The 25,806-nt window shown below is 53.0% G+C and carries 21 protein-coding genes; 11 read left to right on the top strand and 10 right to left on the bottom strand.

All coding sequences use genetic code 11. The features are described from left to right. Positions 1–93: 93 nt before the first annotated feature. The 5 genes from FH603_RS24435 to FH603_RS24415 form a co-directional block, all read right to left on the bottom strand. Positions 94–1,455, bottom strand: a complete 1,362-nt coding sequence (locus FH603_RS24435; protein WP_186741194.1) for an AGE family epimerase/isomerase — start codon at positions 1,453–1,455, stop codon at positions 94–96. A gap of 28 nt (positions 1,456–1,483) precedes the next feature. Further along, positions 1,484–2,563: an SGNH/GDSL hydrolase family protein gene (locus FH603_RS24430; protein WP_186741192.1), complete on the bottom strand. Its 1,080-nt coding sequence runs from the start codon at positions 2,561–2,563 to the stop codon at positions 1,484–1,486. Between the two features lie 197 nt (positions 2,564–2,760). Next, positions 2,761–3,066, bottom strand: a complete 306-nt coding sequence (locus tag FH603_RS24425; protein WP_186741190.1) for a rhodanese-like domain-containing protein — start codon at positions 3,064–3,066, stop codon at positions 2,761–2,763. Between the two features lie 141 nt (positions 3,067–3,207). Further along, positions 3,208–4,266 (bottom strand): glycoside hydrolase family 43 protein, encoded by a 1,059-nt coding sequence (locus FH603_RS24420; protein WP_186741188.1) that lies wholly within the window; start codon positions 4,264–4,266, stop codon positions 3,208–3,210. 33 nt (positions 4,267–4,299) lie between these two features. Beyond that, positions 4,300–5,322 carry a LacI family DNA-binding transcriptional regulator gene (locus FH603_RS24415; RefSeq protein ID WP_186741186.1) on the bottom strand — a complete coding sequence of 341 codons (1,023 nt, stop codon included), beginning with the start codon at positions 5,320–5,322 and terminating at the stop codon, positions 4,300–4,302. Between the two features lie 439 nt (positions 5,323–5,761). On the opposite strand from FH603_RS24415, the gene FH603_RS24410 reads away from it, so the two are divergent. The 11 genes from FH603_RS24410 (at position 5,762) to FH603_RS24360 (ending at position 22,963) form a co-directional block, all read left to right on the top strand. Continuing rightward, positions 5,762–8,893 carry a SusC/RagA family TonB-linked outer membrane protein gene (locus tag FH603_RS24410; RefSeq protein WP_186741184.1) on the top strand — a complete coding sequence of 1,044 codons (3,132 nt, stop codon included), beginning with the start codon at positions 5,762–5,764 and terminating at the stop codon, positions 8,891–8,893. Between the two features lie 38 nt (positions 8,894–8,931). Then, positions 8,932–10,677 carry a RagB/SusD family nutrient uptake outer membrane protein gene (locus FH603_RS24405; protein WP_186741182.1) on the top strand — a complete coding sequence of 582 codons (1,746 nt, stop codon included), beginning with the start codon at positions 8,932–8,934 and terminating at the stop codon, positions 10,675–10,677. 205 nt (positions 10,678–10,882) lie between these two features. Continuing rightward, on the top strand, positions 10,883–11,827 hold the full coding sequence (locus tag FH603_RS24400; RefSeq protein ID WP_186741180.1) for an RraA family protein: 945 nt from the start codon (positions 10,883–10,885) through the stop codon (positions 11,825–11,827). A 27-nt stretch (positions 11,828–11,854) separates the two neighbouring features. Continuing rightward, a complete protein-coding gene (locus FH603_RS24395) occupies positions 11,855–13,138 on the top strand; it encodes a mandelate racemase/muconate lactonizing enzyme family protein (RefSeq protein ID WP_186741178.1) in 1,284 nt (427 codons plus the stop codon). A 75-nt stretch (positions 13,139–13,213) separates the two neighbouring features. Beyond that, positions 13,214–13,438, top strand: a complete 225-nt coding sequence (locus FH603_RS24390) for a hypothetical protein (RefSeq protein ID WP_186741176.1) — start codon at positions 13,214–13,216, stop codon at positions 13,436–13,438. Between the two features lie 185 nt (positions 13,439–13,623). Continuing rightward, positions 13,624–15,018, top strand: coding sequence for an MFS transporter (locus FH603_RS24385; protein ID WP_186741174.1), 1,395 nt, complete (start codon positions 13,624–13,626; stop codon positions 15,016–15,018). A 158-nt stretch (positions 15,019–15,176) separates the two neighbouring features. Next, positions 15,177–16,430, top strand: a complete 1,254-nt coding sequence (uxuA, locus tag FH603_RS24380) for a mannonate dehydratase (protein WP_186741205.1) — start codon at positions 15,177–15,179, stop codon at positions 16,428–16,430. Then, positions 16,420–18,564: an alpha-glucuronidase family glycosyl hydrolase gene (locus FH603_RS24375; protein WP_186741172.1), complete on the top strand. Its 2,145-nt coding sequence runs from the start codon at positions 16,420–16,422 to the stop codon at positions 18,562–18,564. Before uxuA ends, FH603_RS24375 begins: the two co-directional genes overlap by 11 nt. A gap of 79 nt (positions 18,565–18,643) precedes the next feature. Then, positions 18,644–20,056 carry a Gfo/Idh/MocA family protein gene (locus FH603_RS24370; protein WP_186741170.1) on the top strand — a complete coding sequence of 471 codons (1,413 nt, stop codon included), beginning with the start codon at positions 18,644–18,646 and terminating at the stop codon, positions 20,054–20,056. 223 nt (positions 20,057–20,279) lie between these two features. Beyond that, entirely contained in the window at positions 20,280–21,674 is a 1,395-nt protein-coding gene (locus FH603_RS24365; protein ID WP_186741168.1) for a putative oxidoreductase C-terminal domain-containing protein, read from the top strand. Positions 21,675–21,787: 113 nt separating this feature from the next. Next, positions 21,788–22,963: a Gfo/Idh/MocA family protein gene (locus tag FH603_RS24360; RefSeq protein WP_186741166.1), complete on the top strand. Its 1,176-nt coding sequence runs from the start codon at positions 21,788–21,790 to the stop codon at positions 22,961–22,963. Between the two features lie 200 nt (positions 22,964–23,163). On the opposite strand, the gene FH603_RS24355 is transcribed toward FH603_RS24360, so the two are convergent. From FH603_RS24355 to FH603_RS24335, 5 genes are all read right to left on the bottom strand, one after another. Continuing rightward, positions 23,164–23,622, bottom strand: coding sequence for a hypothetical protein (locus FH603_RS24355; RefSeq protein WP_186741164.1), 459 nt, complete (start codon positions 23,620–23,622; stop codon positions 23,164–23,166). Beyond that, entirely contained in the window at positions 23,619–23,879 is a 261-nt protein-coding gene (locus tag FH603_RS24350) for a hypothetical protein (protein WP_186741162.1), read from the bottom strand. Before FH603_RS24350 ends, FH603_RS24355 begins: the two co-directional genes overlap by 4 nt. An 81-nt stretch (positions 23,880–23,960) precedes the next feature. Beyond that, positions 23,961–24,119, bottom strand: a complete 159-nt coding sequence (locus tag FH603_RS24345; RefSeq protein WP_186741160.1) for a hypothetical protein — start codon at positions 24,117–24,119, stop codon at positions 23,961–23,963. Further along, entirely contained in the window at positions 24,103–24,690 is a 588-nt protein-coding gene (locus FH603_RS24340) for a hypothetical protein (RefSeq protein ID WP_186741158.1), read from the bottom strand. The genes FH603_RS24345 and FH603_RS24340 overlap by 17 nt, the downstream gene beginning before the upstream one ends. Before the next feature lie 145 nt (positions 24,691–24,835). Then, the gene (locus tag FH603_RS24335; RefSeq protein WP_186741156.1) at positions 24,836–25,687 is read right to left on the bottom strand and encodes a polyketide cyclase; all 852 of its coding nucleotides are present in this window, start codon (positions 25,685–25,687) and stop codon (positions 24,836–24,838) included. Positions 25,688–25,806 lie beyond the last annotated feature (119 nt).

Below are 25,806 nucleotides of genomic sequence, written 5' to 3'. Positions count from 1 at the left end.
GTATTAGTACTCACTTCAGTCACACAACATATGTCATTATCAACCATTTAGCTGCCTGTTCACAGCCTTCCTTACCCTGCCATTTTCAGGTGATCAATGGCCCGCCGAACCCACCCGCGACTGATCGACACAACTCGTCAGCGCCCGGTAGGTGTGGTAGGCCGCTTTCCATATATGCCCTTTCAAACCGGTCCGGCGCTGGGGATCTTTGTCCAGCCCCTCTTCATACCAGTCGCCGTGTTCATGGTCGATCAGGTAGGTCTGGCAGTAGTTCCAAAGCTGTTTGTAGTGGTCGAAATAATGCATGGGATCGTTCGGGTACCTGTTGGCCATGAGTAGCAGCGTGTTTAGCCCCTCCGCCTGCGACCACCAGTTTTTGCTCTCGTTAATGATCGACATGCCGGGTTTATCGCTGAAATAATACCCCTGGTCGTAAAAACCCCCTACCGCTTTGTCCCAGCCGGTTGTCAGCGCGTGATCGACCATTCGTTTACCCACCTGCAAAGTCTTCGTATCGTTTTTCAGCCCCAGCACGTGCGATGCTTCCAGCATCAGGTAAGCCGTTTCGACATCATGGCCAAACGAAACATGGTCGAGATTACGGTGTTTCAACACCACCGCTTCGGATGAATCCCGAAATGAAACAGGTGTCCAGTCCGGCTGGAAAAACAACACCAGATTCCCTTTTGGTGTCGTGATGGTATCCCGCACCAGCAACAACATCTCGGTTAACCGTTCCCGCACCAGCGGATCGGGCCACACGGTGTAAAGCTCGGTGAGGGCTTCCAGCAGGTGGATGGAACTGTTCTGATCTTTATAGCCGAGGTCGGAAGTAGACGGGACTGCGGCATCCCGCTTTATGGGTGTCCCGTCCCGACCCAGATGCTGAAAATACCCTTTATGAACCGGGTCATGGCTGTGCTGCTCCAGCCAGTAAAACGTCTTTTTCGCCAGATTCAGCGCGGCCGTATCGCTCGACATGTGATAGTAGGCACTCAGGGCATAAAGGCCAAAGGCGTTACCATAGGCTTCCTTGATCCCCGATCCTTTTACGGTCCCTTTCCGGTCGATCAACGTGTAAAAACCACCCTGTTCTTTATCCCACATCACATCGCGCAGAAATTGAAACCCGTGTCGGGCGTTTCGTTTATAGTGCGCGACGGCCGGATACCGCTCAGCGGCTTTCGCGGTCGTCCAGACGTGGCGGGCCTGAGTCACGATCATTTTATCCTGGGTGCCTGTTGGCTTGAAATCGTAGGTGAACGCGCTCAGGAACCCGCCATACTCGGTGTCCACCGCCAGCGGATACCACTTGTTGAGCATCTCGGTCTTAACCGATTTTTCCATTTCGGTCGCAATTCGGGCTTTGTCAGCCCCTACTTTCTGGGCCATGCCGACCGGGCTCAAACCGACCATCAGGCAACAGACACTCACTAACAGCTGGGAAGCGTTCATGCGGTTGAAAAGGTTATAGGTGTACCGGTTACCAGTTCATTTCCTGTTTCAGGTAAGGCTCAAGTTCATTGGCAATCATTGCATGTTCGGCCATGTCGGGGTGTTTGTCACAACCGCTGTTATAGCTGCGGGCGAAGAAAAACGAGCTGACTTTCGCGTCGCCCTGGGTATGCAGGTGCGCGACGATTCCGGTCAGGTACCGTTTCATGACCGTTACCAGGTTCGCATCGGCCATCGGGCTCGTCAGGCAGATGATCCGGGCTAGTGGGTAATGACTGCGGATGGTCCCGATGAACTGCACGTAAGCACGACAAAAAGCTGTTGAATCCTGAATACCATCATTTTGCCCCAGGCATACCGTAACAACATCGGGGGTGTAGCGACTGAAATCCCAGGGAACCGCATTTGCCCGCTGGTTTACTTTATTGAATACATCAGGCATAGTGATATCGAGGTTACAGCAACTGTGGATCAAGCCGATACCCGAAACAGCGGTCAGCTGATACTGTGCATTCAGCTGCCGGGCCAGTCGCGGACCGTAGGCCATGTAGGCGTTGTGCTGGTCCTGCCATTTTCCAGTACCACAAGGCACTTCCGACAGATCCATACCCGTTCCGCAGGTAATGGAGTTGCCGATAAACTCGATTTTCCGGCCTGGTTCAGGAGGTAATGCCAGCAGTTGCTGACAGCGAATGCCCCTGAATTGCAGGTAGCCAATGCCCGATTCGGTGTTTTTACAGAGCATGACCGTATGCACACCCGCCGACAAGCCACTGGCCACGGTAAGCGTATCAATTTTTGTCTTTAGCTGGAGCCGAACCGGTTTCTGATCATCGATAACGACTTCTATGTAATTATGGCTGGTACCGCCGGGCACCTCATCGCCCAGTATAAGAGCGCAGGAAGGACCGGTAAATCTGGCTTTGACCGTAACGCCCGACGCCCAGAAGGTTGGCTTCTTTTTGTCGCTGAAATCAATGCGGCCCATGTATTGAATCAGCGGATTATCGGCGGCAAAAACGGTCGGGGGTGGTGCCGTCGAAACTTTGTTTACGCGGCAGGCCATGAGCCCAAGGCCGGCTAAGAGAAGGAAAAAAGAAGATTTCATACGGCCAAAAGTAAGCAATACAGCGTAGTCAAGCGCTATGACCCGTTACTCGCCGGGGTGCTGTCAGGCAGGCCACGGGCCTGGGTCTGGTTCACTGGTTTGACTGGCCAGAGATATAGCCCAGGGGAACCATAAACAGACAGCGTCACCAAAGAACGAATCCTCGGTGACGCTGGGTTAAGTCAGGTTAGAAAAGTCTACTTCAGGTTACGCCAGCTTCCGGCATCGTAAAGATCAGGAATACCTTTCCCGGTCAGTAATGCTTTGGCTCGGGCGCTCCGCATACCGGAGGCACAACAAAGAACAATGGGTTTCTGGTAACTTTTTATCTGCCCTGATTTACGGTCAAGCTCATCCAGGGGAATATTGATCGCCCCGGCTGCGTGCCCACCGGCAAACTCGCCCGCCGAGCGAACGTCGATCAACACGGCTCCCTGTGTTAAAACATCGGTGATAGTGGTGTCTTCCGATCGGCCAAAAATTGAGTTGAGAAGGTTCTTCATCGACTTGTGCAGCGTTTAGTTTCTGCACCAAATCTACCCGTTCGTGAAGCTGTCTTCCGTGACATATATCACGGAAGACAGCTTTTTTTAAGGGAATATCGGAAAAGATGACGCCATAAAGCAACGATTTCCGGGTAGCTGTTAAGGGGTGATGGTAACGAACGTGCCGTCGGGCTTCCGGGTGATTTCCCGCACTTTAACGTTGCGCAGGTGCGTTTTACCCGTCAGTTCAACGTCGTGGTAGAAAATATACCATTTGCCTTTGAACTCAACGATCGAGTGGTGGGTCGTCCAGCCGGTTACGGGGTTCATCAGCACACCCTGGTAGGTGAACGGTCCGTAGGGAGAATCGCCGGTGGCATAGGCCAGAAAATGCGTGTCGCCGGTCGAGTACGAGAAGTAATATTTGTCTTTGTATTTGTGCATCCAGCCGCCTTCGAAAAAGCGCCGGTCATGATCGCCACCCAGCAGGGGTTTTCCTTCTTTGTCCAGAATCTGTATGTCTTTCAACGGCTCATCGAACGTGAGCATATCGTTGCTCAGGCGGGCCACTTTAGCGCTCAGGGCTGGCTCATTGTCTTTCTTCAAATCCGTTTTGGAGCCATTCGCTTCATACGTTCCCGTATGCCAGCGCTGGAGCTGCCCACCCCAGATTCCACCTAGGTACATGTACGACTTTCCATCGGTATCCGTAAAAACTGCCGGATCGATGCTGTAGCTCCCCGGAATCGGTTTCGGCTCGGCTTTGAAGGGGCCGGTCGGCGATTTGCTGGTTGCCACCCCCATCCGGAACACATCCTGTTTGTCCTTGACGGGAAAGTACAGGTAATAGGTACCATTCTTGTAGGCAGCATCCGGCGCCCACAGCTGGCGGCCTGCCCAGGGAATATCTTTCAGATCGAGGGCAACGCCGTGGTCGGTCACTTTTCCGCCGATGTTATCCATCGACAAAATATGGTAATCCCGCATATTAAAATGAGCCCCCTCATCATCTTCGGCCACGTTGCCTTCCACGTCATGGGAGGGGTAAATGTATAGTTTGCCATTGAACACGTGAGCCGACGGGTCGGCCGTGTAGATATGGCTGACCAGCGGTTTAGGTTTGGCCGGATTCGGTTTGGCGGGTTGACATACGGCCGCGGTGAAGCCGGAAGCGAGCAGGGCCAGAGCGCCCAGGGCGGTTTTAGCAGAAACAGTCATGTACAGGGTTATTTGATCAGGATAAATGTAAGCTTACAGATGCCGCTGGGACGATTTGCGAACGATCAGTTCGTAGTTCAGCAGAATGGTATTGGTGGTATTGATACGTAACAGGCCATTTAAGTGATTGATCAGACTTTGCGCGGCAATTTCGCCCATCTCCTGGCCAGGGTAGTGAATGGTGGTCAGACTGGGCTGAATTACCTGGGCTACGGGATCGTCGTTGAAACCCACCACCGCCATATCGTCGGGGATAGAAACCCCGGCCTGCATCAGGGCACCCATGCAACTTACGGCGCAGAAGTCACTGGCGACGAACAGCCCGTCTGGTGGCGAATTCATTTGCTGGATGTCTGCTGCGGCCTGTACGCCATCTTCACGAGTCAGGTTGGTGATCTTCACCAGCTCATCTGCGCCTTCCAGGCCGTGATCCATCAGCGCAAGCCGGTATCCCTTGAGCCGATCGGCGTAAACATTTCGTTTGATGCTGCCGGTGATGTGCATGATTCGCCGACAGCCCTGGTCGATCAGATGCGCCGTAGCTTCATAGCCCGCCTTCACATTATCGATCACGATGTTGGTACAGTTTTTTTGCTCTATAACCCGGTCGAAAAGAATCATGGGAATGCCCTTCCGGAAAAACGTATTGAAGTGATCCAGATTTTCGGTATCCGAGGCCAACGATACCAGCAGCCCGTCGACCCGGCTGTCGAACATGGTTTTTGTGTTGGCTACCTCTTTTTTGAACGATTCGAGTGACTGGCTAATGATCAGGTTATAGTTAGCCTCGTTAGCTACCTTCTCCATGCCGGCCAGCACGGTCGACATAAACGCACTATCCAGCCGGGGTACAATGACCCCGATCGTGCTGGTTCGCTGGCGTCGCAGGTTGCTGGCAAACATGTTGGAGCGGTAGCCCATCTCCTTGGCTTTGCTGGCAATGATAACTTTCGTATTACTATTTATGGCTGGATGATCATTTAAGGCTCTGCTGACGGTGGCCGGTGATAGTTGCAGCAGTTTAGCGATATCATAGATCGTAACGTCCTTCTCCATTTTTCCTGATAGTTGCTGTGTGTAGTACGGTGTGGCAAATTACAACTTAATAAACGGAACACGCTTGCAATCGGTTGATAATTCCATTCAAAGAACTTAGGGTAAACCCTACTTTCAGGCAAAAATCTAATTAAGGTCGTGAACTTTAAGGGTATTATGTAATAACTACCTCATTTAATTCATATTTACTACTACCATTCTCTGAGACAACTATTAAATTTTTCTCATAAAAAATTGTTATGCAACCGATTGCTTTAATAAAAAATTAACCGGAAGTTTATACCCGAAAGTTGTCAATGGCTTTGCGCAATCTGAATACAGTCTACCAACTATTGATACAATATACTGAAAATCAGAGCATTGTAACTTTATATGTACTATTGGGCCTGCCTACCCTACGCAAAATCATAATTGACTTACATCAAATCCCTCTTCGTTTATGGCATCGACACAATTACCTCTATTGCCCCCTTCATCGACAAACCGTACAATCTTGCATCGATGGCTGTCCGTAAGCCTTCTTCTGTTACTACTAACCGGTAACGCCTGGTCAGTCGCGTGGGCGCAAACGCCCCAGTTGAGAGGGCTCGTCCTTGACGAAAATGAACAGCCGCTGCCCGGCGTCAGTATTCTGATCAAGAACACCCAGCGGGGTACAGCGGCCGACGCCGAAGGCCGTTTTACGCTGGCTGCCGAACCCGGCAATGTACTGGTCCTGTCGCTGGTGGGCTACGAACGCAAAGAAGTGACCGTCTCCAGCGCTACCGCCGAACTGCGGGTGCAGCTGACTCCCTCCGACAGCCAGCTCAGCGAAGTCGTCGTCGTGGGGTATGGTACCCAGCGCCGGTCTGACCTGACCGGTTCGGTCGTGTCGCTCGACTCCAGAGCGCTCAAGGAAATTCCGGCAGCCAACGTATTACAGGCCTTGGCTGGCCGGGCCGCCGGGGTTGACCTGGCCCGAACCGGTACTGCACCGGGTGCCGGCGCACAACTCCGGATTCGGGGTAACCGCTCGCTGAGCGGCTCGAACGATGCGCTGATCGTGGTCGATGGCGTACCGTACGGCGGTAACCTGAACGACCTCAACACCGACGACATCGCAACAATGGACATCCTGAAAGATGCCTCGGCAACGGCCATCTACGGCTCGCGTGGCTCCAACGGGGTGCTTATCATCACCACCAAACGCGGGCGCGTCGGCAAACCCGTCATCAGCTACAATGCCTACGCCGGCCAGAACACCATCCTGGGGCAGTATGACATGCTGAATGGATCGGAATTCAAGGCTATGCGTGACCTGGCACAGTACAGCGCCGGATACTCGCCCGACGAGACGGCGGGTATTGCAGCCGGTACATCAACGAACTGGCAAGACCTGTTGTATAAAAAAGGCTTCGTGACCAGCAATGAACTGAGCGTATCGGGCGGCACAGAAAACACACAGTACGGGGTTTCCGGCGGTTATTTTAAAGAAACGGGGGTCATTACAGGCCAGTCGTTCGAGCGCTTCTCCCTGCGCACGTCTATCGATACCAAAATCGGCAACCGAGTTAAGGTAGGATTAACTAACCTGAGCAACCTCAACTATACGAAGGGCGAAGGAATAAACCCCATTTACAACACACTGAGGCTTAGCCCACTGACTTCGCCTGTCAACGACGATGGTACGCCAAACCTGCGCCCCCTGCGTGGCACGGTGGATGAACTGTCGTCGATGAACCCGGTTACCCTGAACGATGCCAACGCCATCGTCCAGCGCCGACGCCGGATTACGACCTTCAACAGTCTGTACGGCGAAGTACAGATCATCGACGGCCTTAAATACCGGCTTAACGTTGGGCTCGACTTCCGGCAGGAGAACTTTGGTCAGTACATCGGCCCCAACACCATCATCAACCCCGGCTCGACCCTGCCAACCCAGAACAGCGCAGCCGTTCAAAATGGCGAATCCTACCGGTACACGGTCGACAATATCGTGACGTATGACAAAATGCTGGCCGAAAAACATCACCTGACGTTTACGGGATTGTATGGTGTTCAGCAGGACCGGGGCTTCACCAACCGGGTCGAGGCTACCGGCTTACCCGCCGACTATATCCAGTATTACAACCTGAACCTGGCCAGTGGCACTCCGGTCGTACCGGCGGGCGGCAACAACAGCTTTAGTCGCAGTGGTCTGGTTTCGATGATGGCCCGGGTCAACTACGTATTTTCTGACCGGTATTTGCTCACGGCTACCTTCCGCCGGGATGGTTCGTCGGTTTTCCCCGGTGGCACCTGGCTCAACTACCCCGCCTTTGCGGTGGGCTGGAATATCAGCAATGAAGAATTCATGAAGAGTGCCACCTGGGTGTCTAACCTGAAGCTGCGGGCAGGCTACGGTATAACAGGAAATCAGGGAATTCCGGCGGGTGCCACACGCGGCAGCCTGTCAACCAACCGCTACAACTTCGGCACGGTAAACGCACTGGGTTATTTTGTCAGCTCACTGGGAAATGGTCAGTTGCAGTGGGAATCGACGAGCAACGTAAACGTTGGGGTTGATTTTGGCCTGTTCGGTAACCGGGTGAGTGGATCGATCGATCTCTACCAGCAAACCACCGACAAGCTGCTCGTGCAGAAGAACCTGCCGCTGAGCAATGGGGCCAACAGCTACTGGACCAATGCCGCCAAAACCCAGGGTAAGGGTATAGAAGTGGCCCTGAACACGGTGAACGTCAATACCAGTTCGGGCTTCAAATGGACCACTGACCTGAATTTTGCCATCAACCGCGAGAAGATTCTGGCGCTGGAAGACCCCAGCAAAACGCAGGACATCGGTAACGGCTGGTTTGTGGGACAACCCATCAACGTCATTTATGACTACAACAAGATCGGTATCTGGCAGACGAATGAAACCGACGTGGCAGCCGGATTCAATGCCCTCCCCGGCCAGATCAAACTTCAGGACCTTAACGGCGACGGAGCCATCACCGACGCCGACCGCTCGATTGTGGGATCGTTCCAGCCCAAATGGATTGGCGGGATGACGAACCGGTTCAGCTATAAAAACTGGGATTTGACCGCGTCGATAAACGCCCGGATCGGCAATACGCTGGTCGCCACCTACTATCAGTCGGATGGAACAGGGACGGGCTATGCCTTCCTCAACAACGGTCGGGTAAACCAGCCCCGGTTCGATTACTGGACACCTGCCAACCCAACCAATGCGTTCCCGCAACCCGCACCCGGCGACCGTATCAACTACTCGTCGACCCTGGGTTATTATGACGGCTCGTTCATTCGCATGCAGAGCATCAACCTGGGGTATACCCTCCCCGGCAACGTGCTGAAAAAGGCCGGATTCGCGTCGGCACGTATCTACCTCTCTTCGCGCAATCCATTTCTGATCTATTCACCCTTCGTTCGGGATGGGCTGGGTATAGACCCGGAAGGAACGGGCGTGGGCGGGGCTGTACCAACGCAGGGAGCTGCGGCCGGCACGGGTGTCAATAACAACCGGGCCATTACCGTCGGCCTTACAACCCCGCCTACCCGTCAGCTACTGGTCGGTATCAATCTCAGATTTTAATCAACGGTTTCATTTCAGAAAACGACAGGTATAATCCCATGAAAATCAATAAATATTTAAAAATAGGTGGCTTGAGTCTGGCCCTGACGGCCATGCTCTCAACCAGCTGCCAGAATGTTCTTGAGCAGGAATTCAGGTCGGAGTTAGGGCCCGAGTTTTTCGCGACGGCGGGTGGGCTGGAAGGGGGCATAACCGCTTCGTATTCGATCATGCGCTTCTTCTGGGGATCGGAAGGCTTCACCTATACGGCCAATGCCGGTACCGATGAGTCGATGCTGGGTGCCAGTGACGGGAATACGACCTATTTCCAGTATACCAATATTCTACCTTCCGAAGGGTCGGTGTCGGGTATCTGGAACAACTGCTATCAGGCCATCAATAACCTGAATGGCGTACTGAAGTTTGGCCCTACGGCAAACGTCGACCCTGCCCGCCGGACAGCCCTGCTCGCCGAGGCCAAATTCCTGCGCGGCTTTTTCTACTTCGAACTCGTCAAGACATTCGGGGATATTCCCCTGAACCTGGAGTTTATCGAAGTACCCACGACATCGGCCACCCGGCAACCCATTGCCGATGTATATGCGGCCATCATCAAGGATCTGACCGAAGCGTCGCAGGAGTTGCCCAACACGTCGAACCAGTCGAAAGGGCGGGCAACCAAACCGGCGGCCCTGCATTTGCTGGCAAAAGCCTACCTCACCCGCGGCTGGTCGACAGCCGCCCAGCCAACCGATTTCCAGATGGCCGCTGCTACAGCCAAATCACTGATCGACAACCAGGCGACCTACAGCCTTGGTCTGGAGCAGGACTTCGCCAATGTTCACCGGGAAGGTAACGAATACGGCAAAGAGGTCCTGTTTACCGTCGACCGGAATACCGACCCAAGCTACGCCGAGAGCCAGTTCAACAACTCCCCGCAAATCGCCAGCGGGAACAAGGAAAACCGCACTAATTTCTTCTGGGTAGCCCTCTATACCCAGGCAATCAACGTGAATGCGGGCATACCGGGTGCGCCTACCAACACCGTGGCGGTCATGGACCGGGATACCCGGAATGGCCGTCCATTTCGTCGGTTCCGCCCAACCAACTACACCCTGAATACGGCCTTCGGTGAGCGGGTCAACGATTCACGCTATTTTAAAACCTTCCAGTCGGCCTGGATCTTCAACCGGCCCACGCCCGTATCGACCTCCCGCGGCACGCTGGTAACGGGTCAGGATACCGCCCTCTGGATGCCGGGTGTAGAGGTTACCGTTGCGCAGCGCCGGGCTTTCAAAGGGGTTATCTGGACACCCTCGCAGTATACCGCCGACCTGCACCCGACGATGACGAAGTATGTTGCCGTCAATCGCCTGACGGTGAATGAATCGTCCTACCGTCCCTATATTTTGTTCCGTCTGGCCGATACCTACCTCCTGGCCGCCGAAGCGTACATTAAAGATAACAAGCCAACGGAAGCCGCAGCGATGATCAACGCGGTTCGACAGCGGGCGGCCTTTCGGTCGACCAACACAGCCGCCCAGAATACAGCTGCGGTAACTGCCGTGACCATAACGCCCGCACAGGCGACCATCGACTTTTTGCTCGATGAGCGCACGCGTGAGTTATATGGCGAATATACCCGCTGGCAGGATCTGGTTCGGACACAAACACTGAAAACCCGGTTGGCCAGATATAACCCAACGCCCGGTTTCAAGGATTTTCAGGTGCTCCGTCCGATTCCACAGTCGCAAATCGACCTCGTAACCACGGGTCCCCGGTTCCCGCAGAACCCTGGTTATTGATCAGGCTGAATGTACCACCCGTAGTTTACTCAATCGCTTTCCTCTTGTTCGACAGAGGGGTTGGGTAAACCACGCAACAAAGCCTGCCCATCCCGATCAGATCATGCGTGCAACCCAGAATTCAATCGGTTGAAGTGGGTAGAATCACCGTTCCATATCCCTTGTAGCGGTGTATTCCAAACCTGTTAAAACCATCTTATTATTCATGAAGCTGATAGTCATTACAGCCGCTTTGCTATGCCTGATGGGGCAGGCAACGGTGTCGCTGGGGCAGCAGATCTCCCGCGAAGAACTCCTGTTTCTGACCCCCGAATGGAAAGGAGAACGTTTCGCCGACGGGCGTCCGAAAGTACCCGACGCTATTCTGAAACGCATGAAACGCGTCACGCAGGAAGAAGCCTGGTCGGTCCTGAAAGGCGAAAATTACAAGTACCAGTTCACCGGCGAGTGGCAAACCATCAACCCCGATAGTGTATTGGTTGGCCGTGCCCTGACGGCTACATTTATGCCCGGCCGACCCGACGTTCACAAGGTTACCGACGACAAAGGCCACACCAAAGATGGCCGGGTAAAATCGCAGAACGCCTGGCCAATCGACATGCTCGTCAAGGGTGATGTGTATGTGGTCGATCAGTTCGGCATGCATGAAGACGGACCAACCATTGGCGACAACCTCGGCAACTCCATCTACGCCAAAACCGGTAACGGCATCGTCTACGAAGGAGCCGTTCGGGATGTGGCCGGCCTCAAAGAGATTGGCGGCTTCACCTCCTACTTCCGCAGCTACCACCCGTCGCACCACAATCCGGAGGGCAACCTGAACACCACACTGGTCGGCATCAACCGCCCCACCCGCATCGGGAAGGTGATGGTGATGCCCGGCGATGTGGTGCTGGGCCGCGACGGGGGCGTTTGTTTCATTCCTCCGCACCTGGCCGAAAAAGTGGTAAAAACGTCGGAGATCATTCGCTTACGGGATATGTTCGGCCACCTGCGCCTGCGGGAGCAGAAATACACTCCCGGCCAGATCGACTCCCGCTGGTCGGACGATATCGAAAAAGACTTCTCTCAATGGCTCAATGCCCACGTGAGCGAGTTGCCCGTCCCCAAGGAACAGATTCAGGATTATTTGAAAACCCGCACCTGGTAAACTGAACGCCTAACCCCGTCACAACTGATGAAACATACTACATCCAGGCGTTCTTTTCTGACCAAAAGCGCCATTGCCAGCGCACTGGCCGCTACCTCCGTATCAACCTATGGCGAAGGGCTGGAAACGGCCGTTCACCGCGCACCCCTTTCCTCGGCTCCCTCCGACCTTAAAATTACCGATATCAAATGCGGCTACACCCGCAACGGGCACAGCCTGTTCGTCAAAGTCCATACCAACCAGGGAGTCTGGGGCTGTGGGGAAGCTGTCGATGCGTCGGTTGGCACCTACCACCTGGTTAAACTGATGGGTGAACGCCTGAAAGGTAAAAGCCCGCTCAACGTAAACCGGCTTTTTGAAGATGTCCGCAAATCGGGCTTCTTCGAAGGCGCACAGGCGGGCATGTACATTTCCGTGCTGTCGGCCGTAGAAACGGCACTCTGGGACCTCGTCGGCAAGGCCCTCGGCATGCCCGTTTACCAACTGATGGGTGGAAAATTCCGCGACAAAATCCGGGTCTACTGCGATACAGGCGCTTACCGCGAAACCGACACCAGCCCGGATGCATTCGGCAAAAGTGCCAAAAAAGCCGTCGACATGGGGTTCACGGCGGTCAAATACGACATCGACGAACGAAACGACCCCAACAAATACGACGCCTACAACTGGACCGCCAGCCAGGGAGAGCTGGAACGCATGTACAACCAGATTGCCGGTGTCCGGAAGGCCGTTGGTTCTAAGATCGATATATGCGTGGACATGCACGGGCGGTACGACGTGACCACGGGCCGGCGGGTGGCGAAGCTGATGGAGCCGCTGAACCTGCTGTTTCTGGAAGAGCCTATCCCGGCCGAAAACCCCGAAGCCTACAAGCAAATCCGGGAAGCGTCGAACACACCCATTTGTGCGGGGGAAAACCATTACCTGGCCCACGGTTTCCGGAAGCTGCTTGAGATAGGGGCCGTCGACATCATCATGCCCGATCTGCAAAAAGCGGGTGGTCTGGGCGAAGGGCAGCGAATTGCCAACCTTTCCAACCTGTACTATGTGCCGTTTGCGCCCCATATGGTGGCGTCTTACCTGGGAGCGATGGCATCGAGTCACGTGTGTGCCTCGGTACCAAATTTCCTGATCCTGGAATGGCAGATCTACTTCCACGAAGAGCCGATGTTCAAGGATATCGTCACGTTCGATGGGCCGATGGTAAAAAACGGGTTCATCCCCCTGTCGGAAAAACCCGGTATCGGTGTCGAAATAAATGAAGAAGGCATGCGCAAATACTCACCAAAAGACGTGCCTTTCTTCGTGTAAACAAGCGTGAATGCCGCTGCCACTGTGTGTGCAACAACCCGTTAATTGCTAAGTGAGATGATCGAAACCGGGTTCATGCTGCGTAAAAGAGGTTTGCTGCTTATAACGGCACTTGCCTGTACGGGCGCAGCAATGGTTATCGATCCCGACGATTACGTCGCCAACCGGAAGAGCAAGGGCTCCTTTACCCTTGCTCTTCCGGTTGGTGGCCAGTTCGGCAGATTATCCGGGGTGATTCGTGCGCTGACCAACCTGCAATCCGGCCTGAAGCAGGTGACAGGTGTAACGTCCGTTCTGTAAACGAATGAATAGCGCCTACCTGATCAATCATTTTCTCCCTGCTTTTTAGGGTACACAAAAAGGCCCTCCATCAGATTTTACGCCCCCGAACCGGTAAGTAAGCTAGAAAGAGGCTTTTGGGTATAGACCTCTGAAAAACGAAATAGCTGACCAGAACGCTTACTCACCTAAACCGATCCTTTATTTTGACTGGCAAACCCAACCCAACACCGGGCAACCTGACAACCGCCCCGGCAGGAACGGCAAACAGCCGCACTACCACCCATTTTGCGCCAAACGAGCAGACCAATTACCGGTGGGTAATTGTTGGCCTGCTCTTTTTCGCCACCACGATCAACTACCTCGATCGGCAGGTTATCAGTCTGCTGAAACCCATCCTGGAGAAAGAATTCAGCTGGACCGAGTCCGATTACGGCAATATTGTGACGGTCTTCACCTTCTTCTATGGGGCCAGCACGCTCCTGGCGGGATACCTGATTGACCGGGTGGGCACCAAACTGGGGTACATCGGGGCGATTCTGGTCTGGAGTCTGGCCGCAATGGGACATGCGCTGGCGGGAGGCACCTTCGGCTTTATGATTGCCCGGGCCTTTCTGGGCATTGGCGAAGCGGGAAACTTTCCGGCGTCGATCAAGACCGTAGCCGAATGGTTCCCTCAGAAAGAGCGGGCCCTGGCCGTAGGCATTTTTAACGCCGGTGCCAACATCGGAGCGGTGGCGGCACCCGCTGTCGTGCCCTGGCTGGCGCTGGTGGCCGGCTGGCAAACGGCCTTCATCGTGACCGGAGCGCTGGGTTTCATCTGGATTGTAGCCTGGTGGTTTTACTACGAGGTTCCGGCCCGGCACAAGCGGGTAAGCCCCGCCGAACTCGCGTTTATCACCGCCGAGCCGGTTCAGCCGATGATGGCGGGCGACGCAGCGGCAACGGATCTCGTCAGCGACACGCCAACGGGGCGCTATCCCATTTTCAAGAATAGGGCCATCTGGGGCTTCATGGGGGGTAAACTCCTGACCGACCCTATCTGGTGGTTCTTTCTCTTCTGGCTACCCTCCTACCTGGCCAGCATCTACCACCTCGACCTGAAGAAACTGGGTGCTCCGCTGATCATCATTTACCTCGCAGCCACCATAGGCAGCGTGGGTGGGGGCTGGCTGTCGTCCAAACTGATCCAGATGGGCTGGCGGCCAACCCGGGCCCGGCAGTATTCGATGGCTTTGTTTGCACTCTGCGTCACGCCGGTCATGGCCATCAGCCAGATGAACAGCATGTGGCCCGTGATTGCCATTTTATCCCTGGCCGTTGCTGCCCATCAGGCCTGGTCGGCCAATATTTTCACGGTAGCCGCCGATCAGTTTCCCAAGCATGTGCTAAGCCGGGTCGTTGGTTTTGGAACGATGGCCGGAACGCTTGGCGGTGCCGCTTTCCCCCTGCTTGTCGGCCGGATTCTGGATCATTACAAGCTACTGGGGCAACTGTCTGAAGGGTATTATGTGATTTTTTACATCGCCGGGCTGGCCTATCTCGGTGCCTGGGGGCTGTTGTACCTGTTCGTTTTCCGGCAGAAAAGCCGGGTTAGCTGATCTCCGTTTGACAAGCCATGCGCCTTGATCGTAAAGTGCGGTGGTGTGGTACAGGGGTAGTGGCGGGTTCTGTATGCCACCCCTACCGGACGGCCACGTCCGGATTGATTCGATTACTTAACCCGCCCGGACGTGGCCGTCCAGGGTACGTAGCGATTATGAGCATGTTACAAACGATGCGTTGGTTTGGGCCAAACGACCCGGTTTCCTTGATGGATATCCGACAGGCCGGTTGTTCAGGGGTAGTCTCGGCCCTGCACCAGATTCCGGTTGGTGAGGTCTGGTCCATAGAAGCAATCACCCAGCGCCAACGGCTTATCGAAGCCGATAACGATCGGTATTCTCCCCTGCACTGGGCCGTGGTCGAAAGTTTACCCGTACACGAAGCCATAAAGAAAGGGCTCGACTCGCGGACGGGCTACATTGACAACTATAAACAGTCGATTCGGAATCTGGCGGCCTGCGGCATCCGGACCGTTTGCTACAATTTCATGCCCGTCCTGGACTGGTCGCGTACGAACCTTAGCTACGAAATGCCTGATGGGTCGCGCGCCCTACGGTTCGTCTGGGAAGATTTTGCGCTGTTTGACCTGTGTATCCTGAAACGGCCGGGTGCCGAAGCCGATTACGAGCCGGACGTTGCCCGGTCGGCCCGGGAACGATTTACGAACCTATCGCCGGAGCGGGTGCTCGAACTATCGTCCATCGTGCTGCTGGGTCTGCCCGGTTCGGAGGAAGCCTTTACGCTGGAAACATTTCAGGGCCTGCTGAACGAATATGCCCACATTGGGGACGCTGAACTGCGCACAAATCTCTATCAGTTTATCCGGGAAGTAGCACCCGTAGCCCAGGAAGCCGGTGTGCAGCTATGCATCCACCCCGACGATCCGCCGAGACCGCTGCTGGGCCTTCCCCGCGTTGTCAGCACCGAAGCTGATCTGGCCCAGCTTATGGCCGCCAGCCAGGTGCGGGCCAACGGGATCACGTTCTGTACCGGCTCCCTGGGTATCCGCCCAGACAACGACCTGCCGGGGATGATTCACCGGCTTGGCGACCGGATTCACTTTATTCATTTACGCACGACCAAACGGGAGGCCGATCCGCGCAATTTCCACGAAGCCGATCACCTGGAGGGGGACGTAGACATGTACGCTGTTGTAAAAGCCATTGTTCTCGAAGAGCAGCGTCGTGCCCGGATGGGTATGACCGACACGGCTATTCCCATGCGTCCCGACCACGGCCACCAGATGCTCGATGACCTGCACAAAAAGACGTACCCCGGCTACTCAGCTATCGGCCGACTCCGGGGGCTGGCCGAGCTACGGGGGCTGGAGCTGGGTATCGTACGCAGTCTGGCCGAACTGGAAAACGCCCAAGTTCCGCTTTTAAACGCCCAGCCTGATGAACTATAAACTAGCTGGTGGTTTTATCGCCCTCTGCCTGTTACTGCTGACGAACGCGTTTGCCCAGACAAGTCCGGTGGAAGATGGATACCGATTGTGGCTGAAGTATGACCTCATCGGGGATGTAGCCAAACGACAGGCATATGCCCGGTCGGCGCAATTTATTGCGTCTTCCGGTACCGACCCAATACTTAAGACGGCGACCCGTGAACTACAGCTTGGTTTGCAGGGATTGCTGGGCAAGGCAATACCCGTACTCACCAGCGCCGGTAACCGAACGGGCGGCATCGTCCTGACCGTGACCACAGGCACCGACAGCCAGTCGCTCGCTCCGGAAGGGTACCGGATTTCGGCGAACAACAGGACGATCACGATTTCGGGCAAAACCAGCGCGGGGGTACTATACGGTGCCTTTGCGCTGTTGCGGCAGCTACAGACGCAGCAGCCACTCGAAGCCATTTCGCTGACCAGCAGCCCAAAAGTACAATTCCGGATGCTTAACCACTGGGACAACGTAGACGGGAGCGTCGAACGGGGTTATGCGGGCATGTCACTCTGGAAATGGTACGAGTTGCCGGAACGGGTAGACCCACGCTATAGGGACTACGCCCGCGCCAACGCGTCGCTTGGCATCAACGGTACGGTCGTAAACAACGTTAACGCCAGTGCCCGGTTCATGACTGCCGAATACCTGCAAAAAGTAGCCGCCCTGGCCGATGTGTTCCGGCCTTACGGGATCAAGGTGTACCTCTCTGTCTATTTCGCGGCTCCTAAAACGTTAGGGGGACTTAAAACTTCCGACCCGCTCGACCCGCAGGTGCGAAAATGGTGGGCCGACAAAGTGAAGGAAATTTACCAGACCATTCCTGATTTCGGGGGACTGCTGGTGAAAGCCAATTCGGAAGGCGAACCCGGCCCGCAGGATTACGGCCGTACACACGCCGACGGGGCTAACATGCTGGCCGAGGCCATGAAACCGTATGATGGTGTCATCATCTGGCGGGCCTTCGTTTACAAAGCCGCCGATACGTCGGACCGTCCGACAGCCGACCGGTTCAAGGCCGCTCACGAAGAGTTTACGCCCCTGGACGGCCAGTTCGACAAAAAGGTGATCGTTCAGGTAAAAAACGGCCCCATCGACTTTCAGCCGCGGGAGCCTTTTTCGCCTTTGTTCGGCAACATGCCCAAAACGCCCCTGGGTATCGAGTTTCAGATAACCCAGGAATACCTTGGGTTTGCTACCCACATGGTGTATGAAGCACCCCTGTTCAAGGAATGCCTGGAGGCCGACACCTACGTGAACGGGAAAGGCTCCACGGTGGCGTCGATTGTCGATGGAAGTCTGCACCGGTATTCAAAAACCCTGATGGCTGGTGTGGCCAACGCAGGCTCCGCCCGAAACTGGACCGGCCACCCCATGGCGCAGGCCAACTGGTATGCCTTCGGGCGGCTGGCGTGGGACCATACCCTCTCGTCGGAAGCGATTGCCCGCGAATGGATAGCCATGACGCTGACGCAGGATCGGCAGGCAACCAGCCGCATCGCCAACCTGATGATGAAATCGCGGGATATCTACGTCGATTACAACACGCCGATCGGGCTTTCGCGGCCCTGGTCGGGGGTTCACTTTGCGCCGGAGCCCTGGCAAAATCGAAGCTCCCGCCCCGACTGGACCGCCGTATACTACCACCGGGCCGATTCCCTCGGCCTTGGTTTCGACCGGACCGCTTCGGGCAGCAACGCGCTGGCGCAGTATCGTCCTGACGTTCGCCGGCAATGGGAAGACCCAAAAACCTGCCCTCTGCCGTATCTGCTCTGGTTTCACCATGTTCCCTGGACTCAGAAACTTTCTTCAGGCAAGACCCTCTGGACTGAACTCTGCACGCGTTTTTACACCGGGGCCGATTCGGTACGGTGGATGCAGCAGGAATGGGCGCTGGTAAAACCCGCCGTTGACCCGGCTATTCACGCCGACGTCTCGGCCCGGCTGGCTACCCAACACAAGGAAGCGATCTGGTGGCGCGACGCCTGGGTGCTGTATTTGCAGACCTTCGCCAAAGAACCCATCCCGGCTCCGTTCAAAAAGCCCGACCGGAATCTGGAGGAGGTACAACAACTAGTGAACATTTACCTGCTGCGCTGATGATCATCCGGTTACGAATTCAGTACGTGTTACTTTCTTTCAGCTGTCTCAACTCCTAAACCCCTAACCGATCAGAATCATGGATAAATCAACCAGTAACCCGTTGTCGAGACGGACTTTTCTGAAAACAACGGCACAGGGTGCCCTTTCGACTGCCGTTCTCAGCGGCTTTCCCACGATAGTACCCGCTTCGGTCTTTGGCAAGAATGCACCGAGTAACCGGATCAACATCGGCGCTATCGGCACCGGGCGAATCTCGCGCGGTCACGACATGCCGGGGGTCTGGCAGTATGACAACGCCCTGATCATGGCTGTCTGCGATGTCGACAGCAAGCGGGCCGACGAAGCCAAAACCCTCGTCAACGGGGTGTACGCCAAGAAGACAGGGAAAGATTACGATGGCGTCCGGGTATATACCGACTACCGGGAGTTACTGGCCAATAAAGACATCGATGCGGTGCTGGTCAGCACTCCCGACCACTGGCACGCCCCCATTGTGATCGACGCCGTACGGGCGCAAAAGGACGTATACATGCAGAAACCGGCTTCTCTGACAATTTCTGAAGGACGGATGATGGCCGACGCCGTTAAACAGTCGGGCCGGATCGTACAGGTGGGAAGCCAGCAGCGGTCTACCGAGCAGTTCCGGTATGCGGCCGAACTGGTGCGTAACGGTCGGATCGGCACGTTAAAAACGGTGTATGTTGGTTTACCCGGCGACCCCGCCGGTAACGAAGAACCCCAGATGCCGGTCCCCAGGAACCTGAATTACGATATGTGGCTGGGTACAACGCCCGACGTGTACTACACCGAAAAGCGGGTACACCCCCAGGAAGGGTACGACCGGCCCGGCTGGCTCCGCTGCGAACAGTTTGGTGCCGGCATGATCACCGGCTGGGGGTCACACCACATCGACTGTGCGCACTGGGCCATGGATACCGAACATACCGGCCCGATTGAAATATGGGGAAAGGCCGATTTTCCGAAGAGTGGCCTGTGGGACGTTCACGGCATCTTCCGGACCGAAGCCATGTATGAAAACGGCGTTCACATGATCGTGAGCAACGAAATACCCAACGGAATCCGGTTTGAAGGTACCGAAGGCTGGGTGTTCGTCTCGCGCGGAGATGGTGCCGTTACGGCGAGCGACCCGGTAGCGAAGCAGAACGCAGCAAAAAAACTCGACGCCAGCGACCCTAAACTCCTGACATCGGTAATCGGGCCTAAAGAAACCCACCTGACTGTCAGCAAAGAACACCACGGAAACTGGCTGGAGAGCATCGTCAGTCGCAAGGAGCCCATCGCTCCCGCCGAGATAGGGCATCGGTCCTGTTCGGCCTGCCTGCTGCATCAGGCCGCCATGAAGCTAAACCGGCGGCTGTATTGGGACCCGAAGAAAGAGCAGTTCAAGAACGACCCCGAAGCCAACAAAATGCTTTCCCGCCCGCAACGCTCTCCCTACGCCATCAAAGCGATGGCATCGGCAAAATAAGACGTTGTATCTGTCATCCTGTTTTTTGCCAGCCTGTTTTTTTGTCATCCTGTTTTTTGTCGTTCCGTTTTCTGTCGTTCCGCTTTTTGTCATCCCGAGGAACGAGGGATCTTCGGAAATAGACAAATTTCTTTATTTCCGAAGATCCCTCGTTCCTCGGGATGACAAAAAGCGGAACGACAGAAAACAAAAAGACACCCTCAATAAATCTAAAACAACGTACATGAAGTTAGCCCCCGCTGTCAGCGGCCTGTTTATAGCTGCTCTGCTCACTGCCTGTCAGTCAGCGGATGAAACCCAAAACGATACGAACACGATACGCCTGATCACGCTCGACCCCGGCCACTTCCATGCCGCTCTGGTCCAGAAATCCATGTACGAAGGCGTCGATTCGACCGTTCGCGTGTATGCTCCGACCGGCCCGGATCTACAACTGCACCTGGACAAGATCGAGGGCTACAACACCCGCCCCGACAATCCCACACAGTGGAAAGAAGACGTATATACGGGTCCTGATTTTATGGCTAAGCTGCTGGCCAGCAAACGGTCCGTCGCTACGGCAGGTCGCGGTGATGTCGTCGTGATGGCGGGCAACAACCGGCAAAAAACCGACTACATCGGCCAGGCGGTTAGCGCGGGATTCAACGTGCTGGCCGATAAGCCGATGGTCATCAGCAGCGCGAACTTCGACAAGCTGAAAGACGCGTTTGCCACGGCCGAGAAGAACAAGGTGCTGCTCTACGACATCATGACCGAGCGGTATGAAATCACGACCATGCTGCAACGGGCCTTTTCTCGGCAACCGGCCCTGTTCGGAACCCTGGAGAAAGGGACGCCATCGAACCCCGCCGTCACGAAAGAGAGCGTTCACCACTTTTACAAAAACGTATCGGGCAGTATCCTCACCCGGCCCGCCTGGTTTATGGATGTAGCCCAGCAGGGCGAAGGGATTGTCGATGTGACGACCCACCTGGTTGACCTCGTCCAGTGGGAATGTTTTCCGGAACAGGTGATCGACTATCAGAAAGACGTCCGGCTGACATCGGCCCGCCGATGGACCACCGACATGACGCGGAGTCAGTTTACGGCCATCACGAAACAGGCCACCTTTCCGGATTATCTGAAGAAAGACGTGGTCAGCGACAGCGTGCTGCGGGTATACAGCAACGGCGAGATCAACTACCAGCTTCGCGGGGTTCATGCCCGGGTGTCGGTCACGTGGGCCTACAAAGCCCCGGATGGCGCGGGCGACACCCACTACTCCATCCTGCGCGGCACCAAAGCCAATCTGATTATCCGGCAGGGGGCCGACCAGCGCTATAAACCCACGCTTTATATAGAACCCGTTGCGGGTAGTGGGGCACTGGCAGCGTCGATCAAAACCGTCCTGCCCGCTATTCAGAACGAGTTTCCCGGTATTGCCGTGAAGCAGACGAGTGCGGGGTGGGAAGTGATCGTTCCGGAAAAATACAAGGAAGGCCACGAGGCTCACTTCGGCCGGGTAATGGAAAAATACCTGTCCTACCTGAAAGCGGGTGCCATGCCTGCCTGGGAAGTACCGAACATGATCGCGAAATATTACACCACTACCCAGGCACTGGAGCTGGCGAAAAAATAATTTTGACTGAGTGAATGATAGAATGAGTGAATGGATAAGGGCTATTGTCCATTCACTCATTCTATCATTCACTCAGTCAAAATTCTATCACTCAATCAATCTCTCATTCAACTATGAACGCACCACAGGGCGCGAATCGGCGCAACTTTATTAAAGAAACCATCGCTACGGCCGCTGGTCTGGTCGTATTGCCATCACTGCCCATTGAAACCATTGGCGCACCTGCCCTACTGCGGACCGGTTCGCTGGGTAGCGACCGGATGCCCGCTGGCGCAGCGCGGATTCGCTTTGCCGTGATTGGCATTAACCACGGGCACATCAATAGCCAGGTCGACGCCATGATCCGGGGCGGGGGCGAATTCGTTTCGTTCTACGCCAAAGAACCGGATCTGTCGGCTCCTTTCGCCAAGCGATATACACAGGCCAAACAGGTGAAATCAGACAGCGAGATTCTGGATGATAAATCCATTCAGCTCGTGCTCACCTCCGGTATTCCCGAAGATCGGGCACCGCTGGGTATTCGCGTGATGAAGTCGGGGAAGGATTTTATGACCGACAAACCCGGTATCACCACGCTGGAACAACTCGCTGAGGTGCGCAACGTACAAAAGGCCACCAAGCGCATTTACTCGATCATGTACAGCGAGCGGCTCGAAAACCGGGCGACCGTAAAAGCGGGCGAACTGGTGAAAGCCGGGGCCATTGGCAACGTCATTCAGACCATCGGCCTGGGGCCTCACCGCATGAACCCCAAAACCCGACCGGACTGGTTCTTCGATAAGAAGAAGTTTGGCGGCATTATCTGCGACATTGCTTCGCACCAGTTCGACCAGTTCCTGTTCTTCACCGGCTCCAAAAAAGCCGATATTGTAGCCTCCCAGGTGGGTAACGTCCACTTCCCGCAATACCCGAAGTTTGAAGATTTCGGCGATGTCATGCTCCGGGGCGATGGCGGTATGGGCTACATCCGCGTCGACTGGTTCACGCCCGACGGACTCAAAAGCTGGGGCGACGGCCGACTGACGATTCTCGGCACCGACGGCTTCATCGAGATTCGCAAGAACATCGACCCCGGCGGGCGCGAGGGCGGCAATCACCTGTTCATCACGGATAATAAAGAAACCCGTTACATCGACTGTAGCAAAGAGCCACTACCCTATGGCGAACAACTGGTGAACGACGTGATCAACCGCACCGAAACCGCCATGCCGCAGGAGCATTGCTTCATGGCGATGGAGCTGGCGCTAAAAGCGCAGAAACATGCGCAGGTCGTGAATTTCAAGAAGTAGGGCTTACGCCCCCCAACCGAAACGTCGGACCGTCCTGCCTGTTTTGGGGAGGGTGGTCCGACGCTTTTCTTTCCCAGGTATATGTTTTCATAGAATTGGGGAAGAGTCGTTGAATGTAAGTAGCCGCAAGTGTTGCAGATAACGGTCGAGTGTTGCCGAAGTGCTAAACCCTTGTTGGTAGTAGCTTTTCTTTTTCGTCTTTAATTCCTTCCACACTTGTCCCAATATTGTTTGCAAATTTTATCAAATTCGTCAATTTTCAAAATGTTATGTCTCTCGTCAAAAATTTTAATACTTTCACAATTTATAGTCAATTTTCCACCACAATATTCAAAAGCTGTATCGTGTTGATTGCAAACAATTAATATATCATCTTCGCTTTTTTCTGCTGATAAAATTTCAAGTTCTGTCTTGAAAATTTCTTCTAATTCTGTGAATATCTTTTGTTCTTGGTCAATTGGGTTCATCCAAGCAAAAAACTCGATTTTCTTTATTTGCTCAACTTCAACGTAAAAGCATTCAAAGTCTTTGTCTATAAGTTCGGCTAAATACAAGCAGCCGACTTTTAGTAATAATTTTTCCTTATTACCTGTCCAACTTTCGATTGTTCCGTCGTGAAGTATTGAAAAAATGTCAATTATGTCTTGTTGTGTATTCAAAATTTACAAGCTAAAACGTGTTTTGTTGAAGTATCAAAATATTCTTCTTTCCAATAATGTGGGTCTTCAATATTTCGATAACAAATATTGTTAATGTTATGTGTGATTTTGAATGGTTCGCCAAGAAAAATAATTATTGTGTCGTTGTCTGGCCAACCTTTTGATGTTTCAATAATTTTGTTTCCAAGTTCAAGTTCTTGGTTTAATATTTTAGTAAGCGTCAAACTAAAATTGTTTATGTGTTCTTGGGTCGTCATAAAATTGCTGCTAACGGACAGGTATTGCTGCAGTTGGGGAATTGACCAACCGTCCGCCCGGAACTGAAGCTAAATTTATAATTAAATATTGATGTTAAGAACTAAATGACCAACAGAATCCCGTCCGCCGAAACCAAAGCTTGGATATGCACTGCTGCTGATTGTTCTTCCGTCCAGCCCCAATTGCAGCAATACTTTTGTCGGCAGTAGTTGTGTTCGGTTGTCAAATTTGTCTTTCACAGTATGCAATTGTTTTTTTGTCAACTTCACTTAATAATTTTTTGTGTTCAACAGTTAAATAAAGCTCTAAAGTCTTTTTATAATCCTTGTCTTTAAATTTTTGTCGTGCTCGGTCAATGATTATTTTGTCACTTTGATTGTTGCATTCTTCTTGAGCCTTCTCGTTATGCTCTTTTATGAATTTGTGTTGTCGCTTAGATGCTTCAATTAATTCAGAGCAATTACCAACAAAAAAATCGTCGACTAAAAAATAAAGGTCGTGCAAAATATGTTTGAAAGCGATAAGTTTATCGTCCGATTGGAAATCTGGAAATTGCTTTTTGTCAGCACATCCAAGATGGTCAAGATAAAATGTGTGTCCAACTTTAAATTTGTCAAACTGGTAATCAAGTTCCCCGATTGAATAACGATAGCCAATAATAAATTTTTTGTGTACGTTTATGTAAGTCGCAACTGTAAACTGTCCGCCGGAACCGCTGCCATTTTCGAAATTGTCAAACCTGAAGCCACACTGTGTCAGAAATGGCTCTAAAACTTCAAGTCCTTTCGTTAAGTCTGTTAGTGGTTGCATGGTCTGTAGGTACAATTACTGCTAACGTTTTGGGGCTTGGCGAAGTGGGGGAATTAGAAGCACAAATGCTCAATTTAGCACAAATGCCAAATAGAAGTACAAATGTTCAATTCAGCACTTCTGCCCCCATTTTGCCAAACCCTTGTTACCTGCCGTATTTTTTCTTTAAGTCGTTTTTTAAGTTGTCAAATACATAATCGTGTTCTTGGCTAATTCCAATTTTTTCTAATGGCTGCCAATAAAATCTTGGTGTCAAAACGGAAGTATATGTTGTAATTCTTGTAATTTTAGAACTATCTTGACCAACTTTGTCAAAGTAATAAATTGCTTCTTTAAAGCCTAACCATTTTCTGCCTGTTAGTTTATAATCTATTACGTCCATTCTTAACACTTTCGCCTTTTTAAGTTCTGTAATTCTTTCGGTAATTGTCCCACCGCTGAAATAGCAAGTCCGAAGTCCGCCAACTTCTTCTTTTTCTAAAATACATTTGTTCGGAATAGGCAAATCAAGTTTCATTAAAAAAGGCTTGTCCGCAATTAAAGTATCTACTGATTTTATTGTTTCGTAAACTTCTGTTGTTGAGTATGGAATTATCATTTCAGTTTTTACAGAAATGATTTCTTTGTCATTTTTTGTCAATTCCTTTTCTAAAAATCCAAATCCTAAAAAAAGGAATAGCGGCAAAATTGAACTTTTAACAATATTGTCCTTGTCTGTTTTAGATTTACCATTTTCAATTAGCCTTTTAATTCCATAACCAAGAATAAATGCAATTATTACTAATGGTAACGCCATAAGAATACAAACCATTCCTTCAAGACCTCCTGCAAAAAGTAAAATAAAAAAAGTTGCTAACGAAAATATAAATCCATAAAGTCCAAATTTTTTCACTGTGCCTTTTGCCAAAATATAACCTAATATAAAAGGAAGAAACACAAAAAATGATACACCATATCCAATTAATTCATAATGAAGTAAGAGAAATCCAAGTGTCAAAAATGTCAAACTAATACTAAATCAAATTCAATAAGTCGTATCTTTGGTTATGGATTACGCTACTAAAATCAGCCAGACCGTTGACGAACTGCAACAGCTTGAAAAACAGCAGACTAATG

Origin of the sequence: Spirosoma utsteinense, assembly GCF_014282275.1 — a bacterium.
Lineage (GTDB): Bacteria > Bacteroidota > Bacteroidia > Cytophagales > Spirosomataceae > Spirosoma > Spirosoma utsteinense.
This window is presented reverse-complemented; position numbering and strand designations above follow the sequence as displayed.

Coding starts and splice junctions, on each gene's coding strand:
- FH603_RS24435 (WP_186741194.1), bottom strand. CDS start 1,455: ATGAACGCTTCCCAGCTGTTAGTGAGTGTCTGTTGCCTGATGGTCGGT.
- FH603_RS24430 (WP_186741192.1), bottom strand. CDS start 2,563: ATGAAATCTTCTTTTTTCCTTCTCTTAGCCGGCCTTGGGCTCATGGCC.
- FH603_RS24425 (WP_186741190.1), bottom strand. CDS start 3,066: ATGAAGAACCTTCTCAACTCAATTTTTGGCCGATCGGAAGACACCACT.
- FH603_RS24420 (WP_186741188.1), bottom strand. CDS start 4,266: ATGACTGTTTCTGCTAAAACCGCCCTGGGCGCTCTGGCCCTGCTCGCT.
- FH603_RS24415 (WP_186741186.1), bottom strand. CDS start 5,322: ATGGAGAAGGACGTTACGATCTATGATATCGCTAAACTGCTGCAACTA.
- FH603_RS24410 (WP_186741184.1), top strand. CDS start 5,762: ATGGCATCGACACAATTACCTCTATTGCCCCCTTCATCGACAAACCGT.
- FH603_RS24405 (WP_186741182.1), top strand. CDS start 8,932: ATGAAAATCAATAAATATTTAAAAATAGGTGGCTTGAGTCTGGCCCTG.
- FH603_RS24400 (WP_186741180.1), top strand. CDS start 10,883: ATGAAGCTGATAGTCATTACAGCCGCTTTGCTATGCCTGATGGGGCAG.
- FH603_RS24395 (WP_186741178.1), top strand. CDS start 11,855: ATGAAACATACTACATCCAGGCGTTCTTTTCTGACCAAAAGCGCCATT.
- FH603_RS24390 (WP_186741176.1), top strand. CDS start 13,214: ATGCTGCGTAAAAGAGGTTTGCTGCTTATAACGGCACTTGCCTGTACG.
- uxuA (WP_186741205.1), top strand. CDS start 15,177: ATGAGCATGTTACAAACGATGCGTTGGTTTGGGCCAAACGACCCGGTT.
- FH603_RS24375 (WP_186741172.1), top strand. CDS start 16,420: ATGAACTATAAACTAGCTGGTGGTTTTATCGCCCTCTGCCTGTTACTG.
- FH603_RS24370 (WP_186741170.1), top strand. CDS start 18,644: ATGGATAAATCAACCAGTAACCCGTTGTCGAGACGGACTTTTCTGAAA.
- FH603_RS24365 (WP_186741168.1), top strand. CDS start 20,280: ATGAAGTTAGCCCCCGCTGTCAGCGGCCTGTTTATAGCTGCTCTGCTC.
- FH603_RS24360 (WP_186741166.1), top strand. CDS start 21,788: ATGAACGCACCACAGGGCGCGAATCGGCGCAACTTTATTAAAGAAACC.
- FH603_RS24350 (WP_186741162.1), bottom strand. CDS start 23,879: ATGACGACCCAAGAACACATAAACAATTTTAGTTTGACGCTTACTAAA.
- FH603_RS24340 (WP_186741158.1), bottom strand. CDS start 24,690: ATGCAACCACTAACAGACTTAACGAAAGGACTTGAAGTTTTAGAGCCA.